This is a genomic window from Caballeronia sp. 11_S32, from assembly GCF_056930355.1.
This window is the reverse complement of record NZ_JBXOWH010000004.1, coordinates 1,417,804-1,434,754: the sequence shown is the minus strand read 5'-3', so window position 1 is coordinate 1,434,754 and position 16,951 is coordinate 1,417,804. Positions and strand designations below refer to the sequence as shown.

At 64.3% G+C, this 16,951-nt stretch carries 13 protein-coding genes, 1 tRNA gene and 1 pseudogene; 12 read left to right on the top strand and 3 right to left on the bottom strand.

Going from position 1 to position 16,951, the window contains the following annotated elements; all coding sequences use genetic code 11:
- The first annotated feature begins 94 nt into the window (after positions 1-94).
- The 3 genes from fdnG to AC1Z32_RS32750 are packed head-to-tail and all read left to right on the top strand — an operon-like array spanning position 95 to position 4,755.
- Positions 95-3,163, top strand: coding sequence for a formate dehydrogenase-N subunit alpha (gene fdnG, locus AC1Z32_RS32760; protein WP_483482971.1), 3,069 nt, complete (start codon positions 95-97; stop codon positions 3,161-3,163).
- A gap of 10 nt (positions 3,164-3,173) precedes the next feature.
- Positions 3,174-4,118 (top strand): formate dehydrogenase subunit beta, encoded by a 945-nt coding sequence (fdxH, locus tag AC1Z32_RS32755; protein WP_483482970.1) that lies wholly within the window; start codon positions 3,174-3,176, stop codon positions 4,116-4,118.
- Positions 4,105-4,755 (top strand): formate dehydrogenase subunit gamma, encoded by a 651-nt coding sequence (locus tag AC1Z32_RS32750; protein WP_483482969.1) that lies wholly within the window; start codon positions 4,105-4,107, stop codon positions 4,753-4,755. The genes fdxH and AC1Z32_RS32750 overlap by 14 nt, the downstream gene beginning before the upstream one ends.
- A gap of 3 nt (positions 4,756-4,758) precedes the next feature.
- On the opposite strand, the gene AC1Z32_RS32745 is transcribed toward AC1Z32_RS32750, so the two are convergent.
- Entirely contained in the window at positions 4,759-5,109 is a 351-nt protein-coding gene (locus tag AC1Z32_RS32745; protein ID WP_483482968.1) for a type II toxin-antitoxin system ChpB family toxin, read from the bottom strand.
- A complete protein-coding gene (locus AC1Z32_RS32740) occupies positions 5,103-5,354 on the bottom strand; it encodes an AbrB/MazE/SpoVT family DNA-binding domain-containing protein (protein WP_483482967.1) in 252 nt (83 codons plus the stop codon). Before AC1Z32_RS32740 ends, AC1Z32_RS32745 begins: the two co-directional genes overlap by 7 nt.
- Positions 5,355-5,567: 213 nt before the next feature.
- Between AC1Z32_RS32740 and fdhE the strand changes: the two genes are divergently transcribed.
- From fdhE to AC1Z32_RS32710, 6 genes are all read left to right on the top strand, one after another.
- Positions 5,568-6,542, top strand: coding sequence for a formate dehydrogenase accessory protein FdhE (fdhE, locus tag AC1Z32_RS32735; RefSeq protein ID WP_483482966.1), 975 nt, complete (start codon positions 5,568-5,570; stop codon positions 6,540-6,542).
- Positions 6,539-7,975, top strand: a complete 1,437-nt coding sequence (gene selA, locus AC1Z32_RS32730; protein ID WP_483482965.1) for an L-seryl-tRNA(Sec) selenium transferase — start codon at positions 6,539-6,541, stop codon at positions 7,973-7,975. The genes fdhE and selA overlap by 4 nt, the downstream gene beginning before the upstream one ends.
- The gene (gene selB / locus AC1Z32_RS32725) at positions 7,972-9,891 is read left to right on the top strand and encodes a selenocysteine-specific translation elongation factor (protein WP_483482964.1); all 1,920 of its coding nucleotides are present in this window, start codon (positions 7,972-7,974) and stop codon (positions 9,889-9,891) included. Before selA ends, selB begins: the two co-directional genes overlap by 4 nt.
- Before the next feature lie 37 nt (positions 9,892-9,928).
- The gene (locus AC1Z32_RS32720) at positions 9,929-11,932 is read left to right on the top strand and encodes a bifunctional DedA family/phosphatase PAP2 family protein (RefSeq protein WP_483482963.1); all 2,004 of its coding nucleotides are present in this window, start codon (positions 9,929-9,931) and stop codon (positions 11,930-11,932) included.
- A gap of 43 nt (positions 11,933-11,975) precedes the next feature.
- Entirely contained in the window at positions 11,976-12,599 is a 624-nt protein-coding gene (locus AC1Z32_RS32715) for a DedA family protein (protein WP_483482962.1), read from the top strand.
- A 68-nt stretch (positions 12,600-12,667) separates the two neighbouring features.
- Positions 12,668-12,763: transfer RNA gene (locus AC1Z32_RS32710), tRNA-Sec, on the top strand.
- A 124-nt stretch (positions 12,764-12,887) separates the two neighbouring features.
- Here the strand turns inward: AC1Z32_RS32710 and AC1Z32_RS32705 are convergent.
- Positions 12,888-13,670 carry an SDR family NAD(P)-dependent oxidoreductase gene (locus AC1Z32_RS32705; RefSeq protein ID WP_483482961.1) on the bottom strand — a complete coding sequence of 261 codons (783 nt, stop codon included), beginning with the start codon at positions 13,668-13,670 and terminating at the stop codon, positions 12,888-12,890.
- Between the two features lie 735 nt (positions 13,671-14,405).
- Here AC1Z32_RS32705 and AC1Z32_RS32700 point away from each other — a divergent pair.
- The 3 genes and pseudogenes from AC1Z32_RS32700 to AC1Z32_RS32690 form a co-directional block, all read left to right on the top strand.
- Positions 14,406-15,416: an AraC family transcriptional regulator gene (locus AC1Z32_RS32700; RefSeq protein ID WP_483482960.1), complete on the top strand. Its 1,011-nt coding sequence runs from the start codon at positions 14,406-14,408 to the stop codon at positions 15,414-15,416.
- Between the two features lie 12 nt (positions 15,417-15,428).
- Positions 15,429-16,100 (top strand): NAD(P)H-binding protein, encoded by a 672-nt coding sequence (locus tag AC1Z32_RS32695; protein WP_483482959.1) that lies wholly within the window; start codon positions 15,429-15,431, stop codon positions 16,098-16,100.
- Between the two features lie 411 nt (positions 16,101-16,511).
- Positions 16,512-16,854, top strand: a pseudogene (locus tag AC1Z32_RS32690) (transposase); the annotation flags it as partial.
- Between the last annotated feature and the right edge of the window lie 97 nt (positions 16,855-16,951).

The window sequence follows — 16,951 nt, the reverse complement described above, 5'->3', positions numbered from 1 at the left end:
CATCGGTGCAAATACCGTGTCAACCCGTCTGCCGGATGTAATCGTGCACCATATACTTTAGACACCCACTTTACGACACGCGCCGAGGGCAATCATGCTCCAAATGTCACGGCGACAGTTCCTCAAGGTCTCCGCGAGCACGCTCGCCGGATCGAGCCTGGCGGCAATGGGCTTTTCTCCGGCACCGGCGCTTGCCGAAGTCCGGCAGTACAAACTGTCGCGCACCACGGAAACGCGCAATACCTGCCCGTACTGCTCGGTCGGGTGCGGCATCCTGATGTACGGCCTCGGCGACAACGCCAAGAACGCCAAGGCGAGCATCATCCATATCGAGGGCGACCCGGACCATCCGGTCAATCGCGGCACGCTCTGCCCGAAGGGCGCCTCGCTCATCGACTTCATCCATAGCCCGAGCCGGCTGATGTATCCCGAGCATCGCGCGCCGGGGTCGAACGAGTGGAAGCGCATCTCGTGGGAAGACGCGCTCGATCGCATCGCCGTGCTGATGAAGGAAGACCGCGACGCGAACTTCGTCGAGACCACGCCCGACGGCAAGAAGGTCAACCGCTGGCTCACCACGGGCTTTCTGGCGGCATCGGCGGGGAGCAACGAGGTCGGCTATCTGACGCACAAGACCGTGCGCAGCATGGGGATGCTCGCATTCGACAATCAGGCGCGTGTCTGACATGGCCCGACGGTGGCAGGTCTTGCCCCGACGTTTGGCCGTGGAGCGATGACGAACCATTGGGTCGACATCAAGAACACGGATCTGATTCTCGTGATGGGCGGCAACGCGGCCGAGGCGCACCCGTGCGGCTTCAAGTGGGTGACCGAGGCGAAGGCGCATCGCCGCGCGCGGCTCATCGTCGTCGATCCGCGCTTCACGCGCACCGCATCGGTCGCGGATTTCTACGCGCCCATACGCACCGGCACGGACATCGCGTTCCTGGGCGGCGTCATCAACTATCTGCTCACGAACGACAAGATCCAGCACGAGTACGTGAAGAACTACACGGACATGTCGTTCATCGTGCGCGAGGACTTCGCGTTCAAGGACGGCTTGTTTTCCGGCTACGACGCGGAAAAGCGCAAGTACGACAAGTCGAGCTGGGATTACGCGCGCGGCGAGGACGGCTTCGTGAAGACCGATCCGACGCTGCAGGACCCGCGCTGCGTCTACAACCTGCTGAAGCAGCACTACGCCGCCTACACGCCGGAAATGGTGACGAAGATCTGCGGCACGCCGACCGACAAGTTCCTGAAGGTCTGCGAGATGCTCGCGAGCACCGCCGCGCCGAACCGCGCGGGCACGATCCTCTATGCGCTCGGCTGGACGCATCACTCGGTCGGCGCGCAGATGATCCGCACGGGCGCGATGGTGCAGCTTCTGCTCGGCAATATCGGCATCGCGGGCGGCGGCATGAATGCGCTGCGCGGGCACTCGAACATTCAAGGCCTGACCGATCTCGGCCTGATGTCGAACCTGTTGCCCGGCTACATGACCTTGCCGATGGAAGGCGAGCAGGATTACGAGGAGTACATCAAGAAGCGCGCATCGCAGCCATTGCGGCCAAATCAGCTGAGCTACTGGAAGAACTATCGCGCGTTCCACGTGAGCTTCATGAAGTCGTGGTGGGGCGACAATGCGACGGCCGAGAACAACTTCGGCTTCGACATGCTGCCGAAGCTCGACAAGTCCTACGACATGTTGCAGGTCTTCGAGCTGATGGCCGCGGGCAAGATGAACGGCTATATGTGCCAGGGCTTCAATCCGCTCGCCGCGGCGCCCAACAAGGCGAAGATCGGGCTCGGGCTGTCGAAGCTGAAGTGGCTCGTCATCATGGACCCGCTCGCGACGGAGACGTCCGAGTTCTGGAAGAACCACGGCGAGTTCAATGACGTCGATGCGTCGAAGATCCAGACCGAAGTGTTTCGGCTTCCGACCACCTGCTTCGCGGAAGAGCGCGGCTCGCTCGTGAGTTCGTCGCGCGTGCTGCAATGGCACTGGCAGGGCGCGGGCGCGCCGGGCGAGGCGAGAAGCGACCTGGAGATCATGTCGGCGCTGTGGCTGCGCATGCGCAAGGCGTATCGGGAAAAGGGCGGCAAGTATCCCGATCCGATCCTGAAGATGACCTGGCCCTACGCCGACCCTGAAAGCCCGACGCCCGAAGAAATCGCGATGGAGTACAACGGCCGCGCGCTCGCCGATGTCACCGATCCGACCGATCAGACCAAAGTGCTCGCGAAGCGCGGCGACCAGCTGGCGAGCTTCGCGCAACTGCGCGACGACGGCTCGACCGCGAGCGGCTGCTGGATCTTCTGCGGCTCGTGGACGCAGGCGGGCAACCAGATGGGCCGGCGCGACAACTCGGACCCGACGGGCATCGGCCAGACGCTCGGCTGGGCGTGGGCATGGCCGGCGAACCGGCGTGTCTTGTACAACCGCGCATCGTGCGATATGAACGGCAAGCCGTTCGATCCTTCGAGAAAGCTCGTCGCGTGGAACGGACGCACCTGGTCGGGCGCCGATGTTCCCGACTTCAAGATCGACGAGGCGCCGGACAAGGGCATGAGCCCTTTCATCATGAACCCCGAGGGCGTCGCGCGTTTCTTCGCCCGCGACGGCATGAACGAAGGCCCGTTCCCCACGCACTACGAGCCGTTCGAGACGCCGCTCGGCTACAACCCGTTCTTCCCGGACAACAAGGCCGTGACGAGCAATCCGGCGGCGCGCGTGTTTGCGGACGATCGCGCCGCGTTCGGCACCGCCGACAAGTTCCCGAACACCGCGACGACGTATCGCCTCACCGAGCACTTCCACTACTGGACCAAGCACGCGCGCCTGAACGCGATCGTGCAGCCGCAGCAGTTCGTGGAGATCGGCGAGGAGCATGCGAAGGAAGTGGGCGTAGTCGCGGGCGATCGCGTGAAGGTGTCGAGCAATCGCGGGCATATCGTCGCGGTGGCGCTCGTCACGAAGCGCATCAAGCCATTGATCGTTGCGGGCAAAAAGGTGCACACCGTCGGCCTGCCGCTGCACTGGGGCTTCAAGGGCCTCACGCAGCCGGGCTATCTCGTCAACACACTCACGCCTTCCGTGGGCGATGGAAACTCGCAGACACCGGAGTTCAAGTCGTTCCTCGTGAAGGTCGAGAAGGCATAGGGAGGACGAGATGGCTCTGCAATCGCTCGATATCAGGCGCATTTCGGCGACGACCACGCCGCAGACGCAGGTGCGCGAGCCGGTGACGGGCTCGGTGGCGAAGCTTATCGACGTGTCGAAGTGCATCGGCTGCAAGGCGTGCCAGACGGCGTGCATGGAGTGGAACGATCTGCGCGACGACATCGGTCACACGACCGGCGTCTATGACAATCCGCGCGACCTCACGGAGCATTCGTGGACGGTGATGCGCTTCACCGAATACGAGAATCCGAAGGGCGACCTCGAATGGCTGATCCGCAAGGACGGCTGCATGCATTGCGAGGACCCGGGATGTCTGAAGGCGTGTCCGTCGCCGGGTGCGATCGTGCAGTACACGAACGGCATCGTGGATTTTCACGAGGAGAACTGCATCGGCTGCGGCTATTGCATCACCGGCTGTCCGTTCAATATTCCGCGGCTCTCGAAGGAAGATCATCGCGCGTACAAGTGCACGCTCTGTTCCGATCGCGTTTCGGTCGGGCAGGAACCGGCGTGCGTGAAGACGTGCCCGACCGGCGCGATCATGTTCGGCACCAAGGTCGATATGCAGGCGCAGGCGGCCGAGCGCGTCGAGGATCTGAAGGAGCGCGGCTTCGCGAATGCAGGTTTGTACGATCCGCAGGGCGTGGGCGGCACGCACGTAATGTACGTGCTGCATCACGCGGATCAGCCGGAGCTGTATCACGGTCTCGCGAAGGATCCGCACATCAGCCCGCTCGTGTCGGTCTGGAAGGGCGTGACGAAGCCGCTCGCGATGATCGGCATCGGGATCGCGGCGCTGGCGGGCTTCTTCCATTACACGCGCATCGGGCCGAACGAGGTCACCGAGGAAGATGAACTGGAAGCGCACCAGGAAGCGGAAGAGGTGCGGCTTCGCCGTGAAGGCGGACAGGAGCGGACAGATGAAACACGATAGCGAACTGCGTGACGTGAAGGGACACCGTCTGATCGTGCGCTACACGGCGAACGAGCGAACCAATCACTGGATCACCGCGATCACCTTCGTGCTGCTCGCGCTTTCGGGGCTCGCGATGTTCCATCCGTCGATGTCATGGCTCTACGCGATATTCGGCGGCGGACAGTGGACGCGCATCCTGCATCCGTTCGTGGGCTGCGTGATGTTCATCTCGTTCCTGATCCTCGCGCTGCGCTTCTGGCATCACAACTATCTGGACAAGAGCGACATCCAGTGGATGAAGCAGATGAACGATGTGCTCGCCAATCGCGAGGACCGCCTCCCCGCGATCGGCAAGTACAACGCGGGGCAGAAGCTGATTTTCTTCGTGATGGTCGCGAGTCTCGTGCTGCTGCTCCTGAGCGGAATCGTGATGTGGCGCGCGTACTTCGCGTTCTATTTCCCGGTCACGGTGATTCGCCTGGCGTCGGTCGTGCATGCGGCGACGGCGTTCGTGCTGATCGTGTCGATCATCGTGCATATCTACGCGGCGCTGTGGGTGAAGGGATCGATCGGCGCAATGACGCGCGGCACGGTCACGTATGGATGGGCGCGCAAGCATCATCCGAGGTGGTTCAGGGAGACTATCGGGAAGTAAAGCTCAGTCGAGAATCGCTTGGAGACGCGCGAGAGCATCGTTGATGACTTCGATCGGCGCGCGTTCGATCTTGCGCGCGCCGCGGGCTTCGAGGTCGAGCGTGCGGATCATGTTCACGAGCGCAACACCTTGCGTCTCCGTTCCCGATCCCGACAAGGGGACGGCGAATCCCGCAAAACGCGCGAAGTTCCCGCCTTGTGTAATGGGCGCGACGAGCGCGACGCCCATCGCATTGAACGCGGCGGGCGAAAGCACGAGCGCGGGCCGGAAGTCACCCTGCTGCTCGTGCCCCAAGGCCGGATTGAGATTCACCCGCACGATGTCGCCGCGCTCGAACTTGACACGTCTTACCATGCTTCGCGTCCCGCTGGTTTGGCATTGCTCCAGTCCGCCAGATCATCAGGAAGCGGCGCCTTCAGGTCGCATTGCGCAACGAGTTCATCGAGGGAATATCTGTGTCGCGCCGGGGCAAGCATGATGCCTTCGGGCCGTACTTCGACGGTCAGCTTGTCGCCCAGTGCGAGGTGAACCTGATCGAGCAAGGCAGCAGGCAGACGGACCGCCGCACTGTTGCCCCATTTTTGTATCGAGAGTTCCATGTAGCCTCCGAAATGTATCTTCATTGTAGCTACGTTGGCTTTTGTGGTCAACGCAAATGTTTCTTCATTGTAGATACAATGATTGGCTGAAATCAGGGATTCGTGTCCGCCTGTCCCTCCGCGCTCAAGCTGATATCCTTGGATGCATGCCTGTGAGCCGGCTTTTGGCAACGCGAAGCGCAACCCATTCAGAACCCCGCGAGGAAACCTTCCGTGGTCCAACGCATAGTCGAAGCCGCAAGAATCGAATCGCTCGATCCATCGGCCATTCCGCGCCTGCGCATGCCTGAGCGCGGCACCGTCTTCGCCGCGCGCGCGGCGCGCCTGCTGCAACTCGCCGACGCGAGCAATCCCATCGCCGGTTATCTGCGCCTGATGGCCGCGCTCGCCGATGCCCAGCAGCGCGTGCTCACCACGTTCAACGCACCGATGCCCTCGCGCGAGTCCATCGAGCTGAATCAGCGGCATTCGATGCCCATCGTCCCCGCGCTCACCGATGTCCGCGATCCTGCCTGGCGCGACGTGCTCTTCATGCTGCTCGACGGCATCGAGGCGGCCGGCGCGCTGACGCCCGCGCTCACGCAGCTCGTCGCGCGCCTGCGCACGCTGGACGGCGCCGCGCTCGACGCGCAGGCCGATGCGATCCTCGCGTTGCGCTTCGCGGAGATCGATCCGGCCGCAGCGCCCTTCGTAGCGGCCGCGCTGCAAGTCGTGTGGACGGATCTCGCGAGCCGCATCGACATGACGGAGGTGCCTTATCTCGACACGCCCGGCGTCTGTCCGGTGTGCGGCTCGCTGCCGGTCGCGAGCATCGTGCGCGTGGGCGGCGCGTATGAAGGCTATCGCTACGTGCAATGCGGCCTTTGCGCGACCGAGCTTCATGTGGTTCGCGCGAAATGCACGAATTGCGATTCCACCAAGGGTATCGCCTATCACGTGATGGGCAGCGGCGACGAGCGCGAGGAAGACAAGGCCGCGAAGGCGAAGAGCGCGCCGCTCAAGGCGGAGTCGTGCGACGAATGCGGCACGTATCGCAAGATCGGCTATCAGGACAAGTCCTACGACTTCGAGCCCTACGCCGACGATCTCGCGAGCCTCACGCTCGACCTGTTGATGGGCGATGCGGGCTTTCGGCGCGCTGCGCCCAATCCGTGGCTGTGGCCCGAGCAAACCGAAGACCCACGATGAGCGACGTGACAGGAAACGATGGCGGCGAGCTGCGCGCGCTGATGGCCCGTGTGCCGTCGGTCGAGCGCGTGCTGGCATCGGCGGAATTCGAAGCGGTGATCGCCGCATACGGACGCACGCAAACGCTCTGCGCGTTGCGCGCCACACTCGATGCATGGCGCGGCGATGCGCAGGCGGGCCGTGCATCCGTCGATGCGCTGAGCGACGCGCAACTCGCGCGCACGGTCGATGCGAGCCTCGCGAAGCGCGCCCGCAGCAACGTGCGCAGCGTCTTCAATCTGACGGGCACGGTGCTGCATACGAACCTCGGCCGCGCGCTCTTGCCGGACGAGGCGGTGCAAGCGGTGGCGGACATTCTCACGCGCCCCGCGAATCTCGAATTCGATCTCGAGACCGGTGTGCGCGGCGATCGCGACGATCTCATCAACGGCCTGATCTGCGAGCTGACGGGCGCAGAAGCCGCGACCGTCGTGAACAACAACGCGGCGGCGGTGCTGCTCACGCTGTCCGCGCTCGCATCGCGCAAGGAAGTAATCGTTTCGCGCGGCGAGCTCGTCGAGATTGGCGGCGCGTTCCGCATTCCGGACATCATGAGCCGCGCGGGCGCGAAGCTGCGCGAAGTCGGCACGACGAACCGCACGCATCTGAAGGACTATGACGAGGCCATCGGCCCGAAGACCGCGCTGTTGATGAAGGTTCATTGCAGCAACTACGCGGTGAGCGGCTTCACGAAGGAAGTGACGCTCGCGGAGCTCGCGCCGCTCGCGAAGGCGCGCGGTCTGCCTGTTGCGGTCGATCTCGGCAGCGGCACGCTCGTCGATCTCGCGCAATGGGGCTTGCCGCGCGAAGCGACGGTGCGCGAAACCGTCGCGGCGGGCGCGGATCTCGTCACATTCAGCGGCGACAAGCTTCTGGGCGGCCCGCAAGCGGGTTTGATCGTCGGGCGCCGCGATCTCATCGCGAGGATCAAGAAGCATCCGCTGAAGCGTGCGTTGCGCGTCGGCAAGCTGACGCTCGCGGCGCTCGAAGCGGTGCTGCGGCTGTATCGCACGCCCGAGACGCTGGCCGAGCGGCTCACGACCTTGCGCCTGCTCACGCGTCCCGCCGATGCGATGCGCGTCGCCGCCGAACGCATCGAGCCTGCGCTGCAACGCATGACCGGCGATGAATTCATCGTGAGCGCAGAGCCGATGTTCAGCCAGATCGGCAGCGGCGCATTGCCCGTCGACGTGTTGCCGAGCTACGGCCTCGCCGTGCGTCTCGCGAACGGCAAGCGCCCCGGAAGCCAGCTTAACCGCATCGAGAAGCGGCTGCGCGCATTGCCGCGGCCTGTGATCGGCCGTATCGCTGACGGCGCGCTGCGGCTCGATCTGCGCTGCCTCGAGGAAGCCGACGAAGCCGCGTTCATCGCGCAACTGGAAGCACGCGAATGATCGTCGGCACGGCGGGGCACATCGACCACGGCAAGACCACGCTCGTGCGCGCGCTCTCGGGCGTCGACACCGATCGCCTGAAGGAAGAGAAGGCGCGCGGCATATCGATCGAACTGGGCTACGCCTACGTGCCGCTGGACGATGGCAGCGTGCTCGGCTTCATCGACGTGCCCGGTCACGAGAAGCTCGTCCACACAATGGCGGCGGGCGCGTGCGGCATCGACTTCGCGCTGCTCGTGATCGCCGCCGACGACGGCGTGATGCCGCAAACGCGCGAGCATCTCGCGATACTCGAACTGCTCGGCGTGACGCGCGGCGCGGTCGCGGTGACGAAATGCGATCGCGCCGATGAATCGCGCGTGCGTGACGTGCATGCGGAAATCGAAGCGCTGCTCGCCGAAAGCCCGTTGCGTGACGCGCCCTTGTTCGATACCGACGCCACGAAAGAGCACGACGCGGGCGTCGCCGCGCTGAACGCCTGTCTGCACGATGCCGCCGCGCACTGGCGCACGCGCCGCGACGACGGCTTTTTCCGGCTCGCGGTGGATCGCGTGTTCACGTTGACGGGGCAGGGCACGATCGCGACGGGCACGGTGTTCGCGGGCCGCGCGAATATCGGCGACATGCTCGCGCTCGCGCCGCGTGAGCCGCGCGGCGAGCCCGTGCGCGTGCGCGGCATTCACGCGCAGAATCGCGCGGCGCAGACGGGCCGGGCGGGCGAGCGCTGTGCGCTCAATCTCGCGGGCATCGAAAAAGATGCGCTCGCGCGCGGCGACTGGATCGTCGATACGCGGCTCGCGCGCGCGTCCGAGCGGCTCGATGTCGAACTGAGCCTGCTGAAGGATGCGCAGCTCTCGCTCACGCATTGGGCGCCGTTGCATGTGCATCTCGGCACGACGCATCGCGTGGCGCACGTCGCGCTGCTCGACGCGGATCTGCTCCTCGCGGGGCGCACGGCGCGCGTGCAGCTCGTTTTCGACAAGCCTGTTTGCGCGCTGCCCGGCGACCGCTTCATCGTGCGCAATGCGCAGGCGAACCGAACCGTGGGCGGCGGCCGCGTGCTCGATCCGTTCGCGCCTGCGCGCAAGCGGCGCACGCCGCAGCGCCGCGCGTGGCTCGATGCGCTCGTCGACATGCTCGACACGCGCCGCGCCGATGCGCTCTTCGAGCAGGCGCCCTACGGCTTGCAGCGCTCGCTGATCGAGCATCTGTGCGGCCTGCCGGCGGCATCGATCGCATTGCCCGCCGATGCGCGCACCGTCGCCCTGCAGGACGATGCGTTGCTCATCGCGGCATCGCACTGGCGCGCGTTGCACGCGCGTCTGCTCGACGCGCTCGCCGCCTTCCACGAACGTTTCCCCGATGAACAAGGCCCCGACACCGCGCGCCTGCGCCGCATGGCCGCGCCGCTCGCGCCGGATGCATTGTGGCGCGCGCTCGTCGATGATGCCGTGACCGAAGGATCGATAGCGAAGAGCGGGCCGTGGCTGCATCTGCCGTCGCACGCGGTGACGCTCGATGAACGCGAGGAAACGCTCGCGCGCGCGGTGCTCGCATCGCTCGAAGAAGGGCGCTTCGATCCGCCTTGGGTGCGCGATCTGGCGAGCGCACATGATGTCGCCGAGGACGAAATGCGCCGGCTCCTCAAGAAACTCGCGCGGCGCGGCGACGTGTATCAGGTGGTGCGCGACCTGTTCTATTGCCGCGCGTCGATCGGCGCGCTCGCGCAGCTCGTGGCGCAAGCAGCGCAGGCGCAGGGCGGCGCGCTCGGCGCGGCGGCGTTCAGGGATGCGAGCGCGCTCGGCCGCAAGCGCGCGATACAGATTTTGGAGTTCTTCGACCGGGTTGGGTACACTCGATTCCACCGCGACCTGCATCTGTTGCGCGCCGATAGCCGCTGGCACGAGTCCGTCTGACGATTGCGCACGTTCGCGCCTTCGCCTGTCGATCACGATGGAGCATTCCTCCTTCAAGCTGCTGCACCTCATGTCGGGCCACCCGGAGTGGGCGCTCGCGGTCGTGCTGCTCGCGTCGTTTCTCGAATCGGTCGCGTTCATCGGCACCTTCGTGCCCGGCAGCACGGCGATGTTCATCGCGGGCGCGCTCGTCGGCGCCGGTGCGCTGAATCTCGGCTGGGTATTCGTCTGCGCGATCGCGGGCGCCATCGCCGGCGATGCCGCGAGCTTCTGGTTCGGCCAGCGCTACGCGGACAGGATCGCGCAGATGTGGCCGTTTCGCGCGCATCCCGGCGCGCTCGTCGCAGGCAAAAAGTATTTCGATGCGCACGGCGCGAAGAGCGTCGTGCTCGCGCGCTTCGTCGCGCCGATGCGCGCGGTGGTGCCGGTCGTCGCGGGCGTCACCGGCATGACGCCCGCGCGCTTTCTCTTCGTGAACATCCTGAGCGCGCTCATCTGGGCGCCGACGCATATCCTGCCGGGCGTCGTGTTCGGCGCGTCGATCGAGCTGGCGGGCGCGGTGTCGATCCGGCTCGTCGTGATCCTCATCATCGTCACCGCGATCGGCTGGATCGTGTTCAATCTCGCGCGCGTGGTCGTGTCGCATGCGATGCGCTGGACCATCGCATCGCGCGACGCGCTGCTCGCGTGGGCGCAGAAGGGCCGCGGACTGGTCGCGCGGCTCGTGTCGCGCGCGCTCGATCCCGGCAATCCGGCCACGGGTCTCATCGTGGTCATCTCGGTGCTGTTGCTCGCCTCCGCGATCCTCTTTTTCTCGGTGCTCGCGAATGTGGCGCGCGGGGCGTCGATCGTGCAAGTGGATGTGTCGATCTACCGGCTTCTGCAATCCTTCCGTTCGACGTGGACCGATTCGATTCTCGATGCCGCCGCGACGCTCGGCAGCACACAGACCTTGCTCGCGCTCGGCGCGATGGTCATCGTGTGGATGAGCTTCGAGCGGCGCTGGCGCACGGTCGCATATTGGGTCGTGGCCATTGCGTTCTCGCAGTTGCTCGTCGCGGCGATCCGCTTCACGGCGCACGAGCCGATTCTCGTGTCCTTCGCGCCGACGGAGCATCGTTTTCCGAGCAGCCATGTGGCGGCCACGGTCGTGATCTACGGCTTTCTCGCCTTTCTGCTGTTGCGGCGCGTGGGTGTGCTGACGGGCGTGTTCATCGCGACGGCGACCTCGGCCATCGTCACGGCGGTCGGTCTCGCCGGGCTGTACTTCGGCCGCTTCACCATCTCCGATGCGCTCGGCAGCGCGGCGCTCGCGGCCGTGTGGGTTTTTCTGATCGCGCTCACGGCGGTATGGCGCAATCCGGCCAAGCCGAAGCCGCGCCCGTTGATGCCGGTCGCGGTGCTGGCCGTCATCTGCGCGAGCGTCGCGCTGCAATTGAGCGACGAAACCGAGGCGCACACGACGCCGCCGGAGACCGTCGTCGTCACGCCGATTCAATGGACCGATTCGGTCTGGCGCACGTTCTCGTGCTATCGGTCGAGCATGGAGGGCGATCGCCGCGAGCCGATCACCGTGCAATGGGCGGCGACGCCCGAGCAGATGCGCGCGCAACTGCTGTCGCGCGGCTGGACCGAGGTGTCGCATGTGTCGCTTGCGAGCGTGATGTCGGTGGTGTTGCCGAATGCGCCCGCGATCGCGCTGCCCGCGCTGCCGCGCCTGAACAACGGCGAGCCTTCGAAGTTCGTGTTCGCGCGTTCGAATCGCGGCAGCGACGAGCGGGACGTGCTGCGTTTCTGGGCGACGCATTATGCGGTGCGCGAGCACGCGGGCGCGCCGCCTGCGCCGATCTGGCTCGGCTCGGTCGTGCACGAGCGCTTGCGGCGGCCGTCGTGGCCGTTCAACGTGCTGAGGCCGGACAGGCGCGTCGATCCGATGGCCTTCGATCACGGCGAGGGCTCGCCGTGGCGCGGCATCGAAATTGCGAGCAGCGCGGGATGCGGCAATGTGCCGGTGATGCTCGTCGAGTCGAAGCCGGAATGAGGTGTCCGATTGCGCCCGGCAGCCAACGATCGGGAGGTGCCGCTTGATCCAGATTCCGCCGTCGGCGATCGTGCAGTGGGGCGGCGCGGCCGTGTTCGCGAACGTCCTGCTCACGCGTCTGGGCGTGCCCCTGCCGTCCGCGCCGCTGCTCGTGTTCGCGGGCTCGATGGTGGCGAGCGGGCGGCTGTCGTTCGGGCACGTGCTGCTCGCGGCGATGTGCGGGGCGCTGCTCGGCGACAGCGTGTGGTTTTCGGCGGGACGCATCTACGGGCGGCGGCTCGTCGCGGCGCTCGCGCGCAGGTCGTATGCGGTCGATACCGGCATGCGCACGACGGGCGAACTGTTCGAGCGGCATGGCGCGCCGATCGTCGCGGTATCGAAGTTCGTGCCGGGACTCGGGCTCGTCACGCCGCCGCTCATGGGCACGACGCAGATCGCCGCGCTCGCGTTCTTTTCGTGGGACGCGGCGGGCATCGTCGCGTGGGCGTCGTTCTGGGTGATGGGCGGCGCGCTCTTCGAGCCGCAATTGCGTCGCGCGGTGCTGACGCTGGAATCGCACGGCGCGACGGTGGTCGATCTGCTCGTCGCGATGGCCTTGCTGTACTGCGTTTATCGGCTCGTGCGGCGACGGCAGCCGCCCTCGCGTTCGCGCGATGGCAGCAGTTGAAGATGCGCCGCTATAATCGGACGCCCGGTCGAATTTCGAGCAAGCATGATCGATCGCGGTCGTGAAAAGGAAGACATTCGTATCCGGTGGTGCGGCTGGGCTTCAAACCCAGTTGGGGATGTCAGACATTCCCAGGTCGGTTCGACTCCGGCTGTCTTCCGCCATCGAAGTGATTCGTTGTATCCGCGTCGCTGGCTGGATAGCCCCACCACGCCGCCGGGCGCGACTCCCCTGTCGAAGTTGTCAGTTCTCAGCCAGGAAGCATGGCAAAGCGCTCAGCGTGTTTCATTAAGCTGCTTTTTCCATCGCCTGACGTGAAATCTTCAGCACCGTTTTCCGCGGCAGCAGTGGAACAATCCAATCGAGCATGATCCGCAGCTTCGACTCGTTGAACGCCACGAGCTCACCGCGTTCCATGGCCTCGTAGCCGCAGTGCGCCACTGACTCGGCCGACTTTGCGTTCTTCCAGGCATCCACGCCTTGCAGATCGCCGGCGGCGACGAAGCCGGTAGCCACAGCGCCTGGGCATAAAGCCGTGGCAGTCACGCCGTATTCGCGTACTTCTTCGGCGATGGCCTGAGTGAATGAGGTTACATAGGCTTTAGTCGCGTAGTACACCGCTTGCAACGGCCCCGGCATGAACGACGCGGTCGACGAGACGTTCAGGATGCGCCCACGCCGACGTGCCACCATGACCTTCAGGTAGTGATGGGTCAGGTTGGTAAGCGTCACCATATTCACCTGCATCATGGCCTGCTCGGCATGGAGGTCACGTTCGACAAACTTGCCATGGCCGCCGAAGCCAGCGTTGTTGATCAGCACGTCGATAGATAGCCCCAGTGCCTCGGTGGCAGAGAAGATCCGATCGGCCGACGCAGCGTCTGCGAGATCCTCGGCGATCACATGGACTTTCACGCCGTACAGCCTCTGGAGTTCCAGCTTGATGGATTCGAGTTTGTCGCGCGAACGCGCTACCAGAACAACATCGCCCCCCTTGCTTGCATGGATACGCGCCAGTTCCAGACCTATGCCGCTCGAAGCACCGGTGATCAATGCCGCTGCGGGTTTCATGGCTATTCCTTATTTCGGATTGAATAGGGTGATGGTAGCGGTTCAATCTCTGCGATGGGCTAGCAAAGCGCGCCACGAACAATCCCGATCGCGCCAATCGTTCGCGCCATCGTTCGCGCCAGTGCAGACTGGTAGCAGTCGCTTGAACGAAAGTTCCGCGGATGCAGCGACCGGCCGAACCCGGGAGTGTCACGCGTGAGGCAGAACCTCGCTAGCCTTCGAAGAGTGGAAGTTTTTCTGACCGGACTTCTGTAAACGGCCGGGATGTGCCAGAAATCGTCGCCGACGGTCGAGGATGGCGTAGCCGGTCAGGCAGAAGAGGTTCATTCAGGTTTCGCCTCATTTCATGGGATCGACCTGATCGATGGCATCGGTCGCATTCCACGTCGTCAAAGCATGCGACGGACGCCTCGTTGGCAATGGCAATCGCGTCAACGACGTTGTCAAAGTAGATTACAGACGTGACGGAGCTGAATTTCTCTTCGCGTGCTCCTTACGGCTCGTGATGCTCACCTTAAGAAGCACGCCTCGACAACGCTCTAACGATTCGCGCAATTCTCAATGCAAGTGGCGTCATCGCGGTGAGGGTGACGCGAACGACAACCACGCTAAGGTGGCACCGTTCGCAGCCTGTGTGGCGCATTTTGAATTAACCACGGCGCCCCAGTTCTCTATACTTCCCGTGTGGTTTGAATGGGGAGGTATAGCGCCCCGTTGAATGACGACGGAGTTCTGATGATGCACAGCAAGACCTTCCCAGTAGACATCGGCTGGCGGGCTTTACTGAAGGACTTAGGCCTCCAGCCCGGTCATGTGTTGCGTCGGGCCGGGCTTCCTGAAGACTTGCTTTCCCGCGGAAGAGAAGGGCTTACCACTGAAGGCTATTTCCGTTTCTGGCGCGCTTTGGAAGCCGAGGCAGATGATGTCACGTTTCCCTTGCGCATCGTCGAAAGCCTCTCGGCCGAGTCTTTCGATCCGCCCCTGTTCGCCGCGCTGTGCAGCGCCAATCTGATGCAGGCTGTACAACGGCTCGCCAAGTACAAGCAACTCGTGGCTCCCATGAGCCTGGATGTGGACATGGGTAAGGCGGGCGAACTGACGTTGACGCCTCGCTGGCTGTCGGTGCAGACGGATGTGCCTTATTCGCTGCAGGTGGCAGAGATCGCGTTTTTCGTGCGACTGGCCAGACTCGCGACCCGCGAGCCCGTCAAGGCGCTTCGGGTGGCGCTTCCGAAACTCCCGCCCGGCGCCTATGCCCGGCGTTACGAGAACTTCTTCGGCGCACCCGTGCGACGCGGGGCGAGCCCAATTATCACATTCTCCGCCGTGGACGCCTTGCGTCCGTTTCTCACGGTCAACGAAGGCATGTGGCGTGTGTTCGAGCCTGACCTTCGCCGCCGGCTCAGCGAACTCGATGCGTCGGCGACGACGGCGGAACGCGTGCGTGCCGTCCTGCTGGAACTGCTGCCTGGCAACGCGGCCACCATCGAGAAGACTGCCGAGCGCCTGGGGTTGAGCAAGCGTACGCTGCAGCGTCGCCTTGAAGGCGAGGGGGAGAACTTTCGCGCCCTGGTCAATACTACCCGCGAGAACCTCGGGCGCCACTACTTGGAAAACACCACGATGTCGGGCGGAGAGATTGCCTTCTTGCTAGGCTTTGAAGATCCCAATTCCTTCTATCGCGCGTTCCAGGATTGGACCGGGCAGACGCCCGGGAGCGCTCGTCATGCCACGCGCCTGAATTGAGGAGAAGCAGACTTGGCCACGCTTGTCGAACAACGGAAAGTGCTGCTGGCCGGCGCGACAGGACTGGTGGGCGGCCTGATACTTCAGGCCCTGCTGGCGGACCGGACGGTCACGGAGGTGCATGCTCTGGCTCGCCGGCCATTGAGTGCCCGCCACTCGAAGCTTCACGTCCACATCGTGGATTTCAGCCGCTTGCCTCCGCTGCCGCAGACCGACGAAGTGTATCTGGCGCTCGGCACCACGATCAAGGTGGCTGGTAGTCAGGCGGCGTTTCGCGCCGTCGATCTGGAGGCCAATCTGGCGGTGGCCAAGGCTGCCTTCGCCGCGGGAGCCCGGCGCGTGGGGCTGGTAAGCGCGGCGGCGGCCAACGCGAAGTCCTCAATGTTCTACAACCGCGTCAAGGGTGAATTAGAGGACGCCCTTAAAGCAATGGGACTAACTGCATTGGTGATTGCGCAACCCTCGCTGCTACTGGACTACCGAAATGGCCTGCAGCAGCCGCCGCGCATCGGTGAACAGCTCGCGATCCCGATCGCGAAGCTGCTGGCGCCGCTCTTGCCCAGAACCTATCGACCGGTGCGTGCGCGGGCGGTCGCGCAGTCGCTGGTCAAGACCGTGCCTGCGGCAAAGGGCGTCGTCGTGCTGGCTTCCAACGTGCTCGCCGAGATCGGCGGCGAGCACTGAGAGAGGCCCGTACGATGCAGCGCTTGTCGGCTGGCGCCACGTCGCTTGTGGGATTGTCCGACTCACACTCCGGCAAAAGTTCGAGTGAGCGCAGAGCTGAGTTGTCCCATCCAGCGGCGGACGGTGCTCGCGCTTTCGATGTATCGATGTCGATGACAGAGGCCGGCCAGTTTTTGCCGCTCACCTGTGTGATAGCGCCGTCACTCGAACGGCTGGTACAGTTCGCAACCCGCGCGACGCTCAGCCCGCGCGGGTCGGCCTTACGCTCTCATCGCGGGGCGCCGGGAGGCGGGCGGAAACACTCGCCACAAGCCGTCGTCGTGCGTAAAGAAGAAAATCACGAGCGATCCGGCAGGCCGTGAAGACTCGATGCACACGTAACGGCTTTGATCCAGCGTCATACGGCTAAAGCGACTTCAAGCGTTGGTCGAGGCTATCACGCCCATCAGTGGCAAGCCTCGCAGACCACGATCGAAGCCTCGAGTCGTTCAGGGCGACAGAGGCTACGACCACGACAAACATCGACGTCCGTTGCATGCAGCGGACATTGCCACAGAAATTGCCCGGGCGCTGTCAGCCGCACGGTAGCGGATTGGGTAAAACACGCTGGGTCTTGGAGCGAACCATTTCGTGGCTTCACAACTTTCGCCGGCTACGCATCCGCTTCGAACGGCTCGCTCTCATCCACGAAGCCTTCATGAAAATCGCCTGCTGCATCATCTGTTGGCGAAGATTGAAGAACTCATTTTGTTAAGGCCTGTGACTCCACGCCCGCTAGCAGGCGTCGATGGGTTTTCGCCACGAATGAATTGCAGGGACATCGGCACGCTATATGCGCATGCTTGGCGTAT

Coding starts and splice junctions, on each gene's coding strand:
- AC1Z32_RS32720 (WP_483482963.1), top strand. CDS start 9,929: ATGGAGCATTCCTCCTTCAAGCTGCTGCACCTCATGTCGGGCCACCCG.
- AC1Z32_RS32750 (WP_483482969.1), top strand. CDS start 4,105: ATGAAACACGATAGCGAACTGCGTGACGTGAAGGGACACCGTCTGATC.
- fdxH (WP_483482970.1), top strand. CDS start 3,174: ATGGCTCTGCAATCGCTCGATATCAGGCGCATTTCGGCGACGACCACG.
- selA (WP_483482965.1), top strand. CDS start 6,539: ATGAGCGACGTGACAGGAAACGATGGCGGCGAGCTGCGCGCGCTGATG.
- selB (WP_483482964.1), top strand. CDS start 7,972: ATGATCGTCGGCACGGCGGGGCACATCGACCACGGCAAGACCACGCTC.
- AC1Z32_RS32700 (WP_483482960.1), top strand. CDS start 14,406: ATGATGCACAGCAAGACCTTCCCAGTAGACATCGGCTGGCGGGCTTTA.
- AC1Z32_RS32745 (WP_483482968.1), bottom strand. CDS start 5,109: ATGGTAAGACGTGTCAAGTTCGAGCGCGGCGACATCGTGCGGGTGAAT.
- AC1Z32_RS32705 (WP_483482961.1), bottom strand. CDS start 13,670: ATGAAACCCGCAGCGGCATTGATCACCGGTGCTTCGAGCGGCATAGGT.
- AC1Z32_RS32740 (WP_483482967.1), bottom strand. CDS start 5,354: ATGGAACTCTCGATACAAAAATGGGGCAACAGTGCGGCGGTCCGTCTG.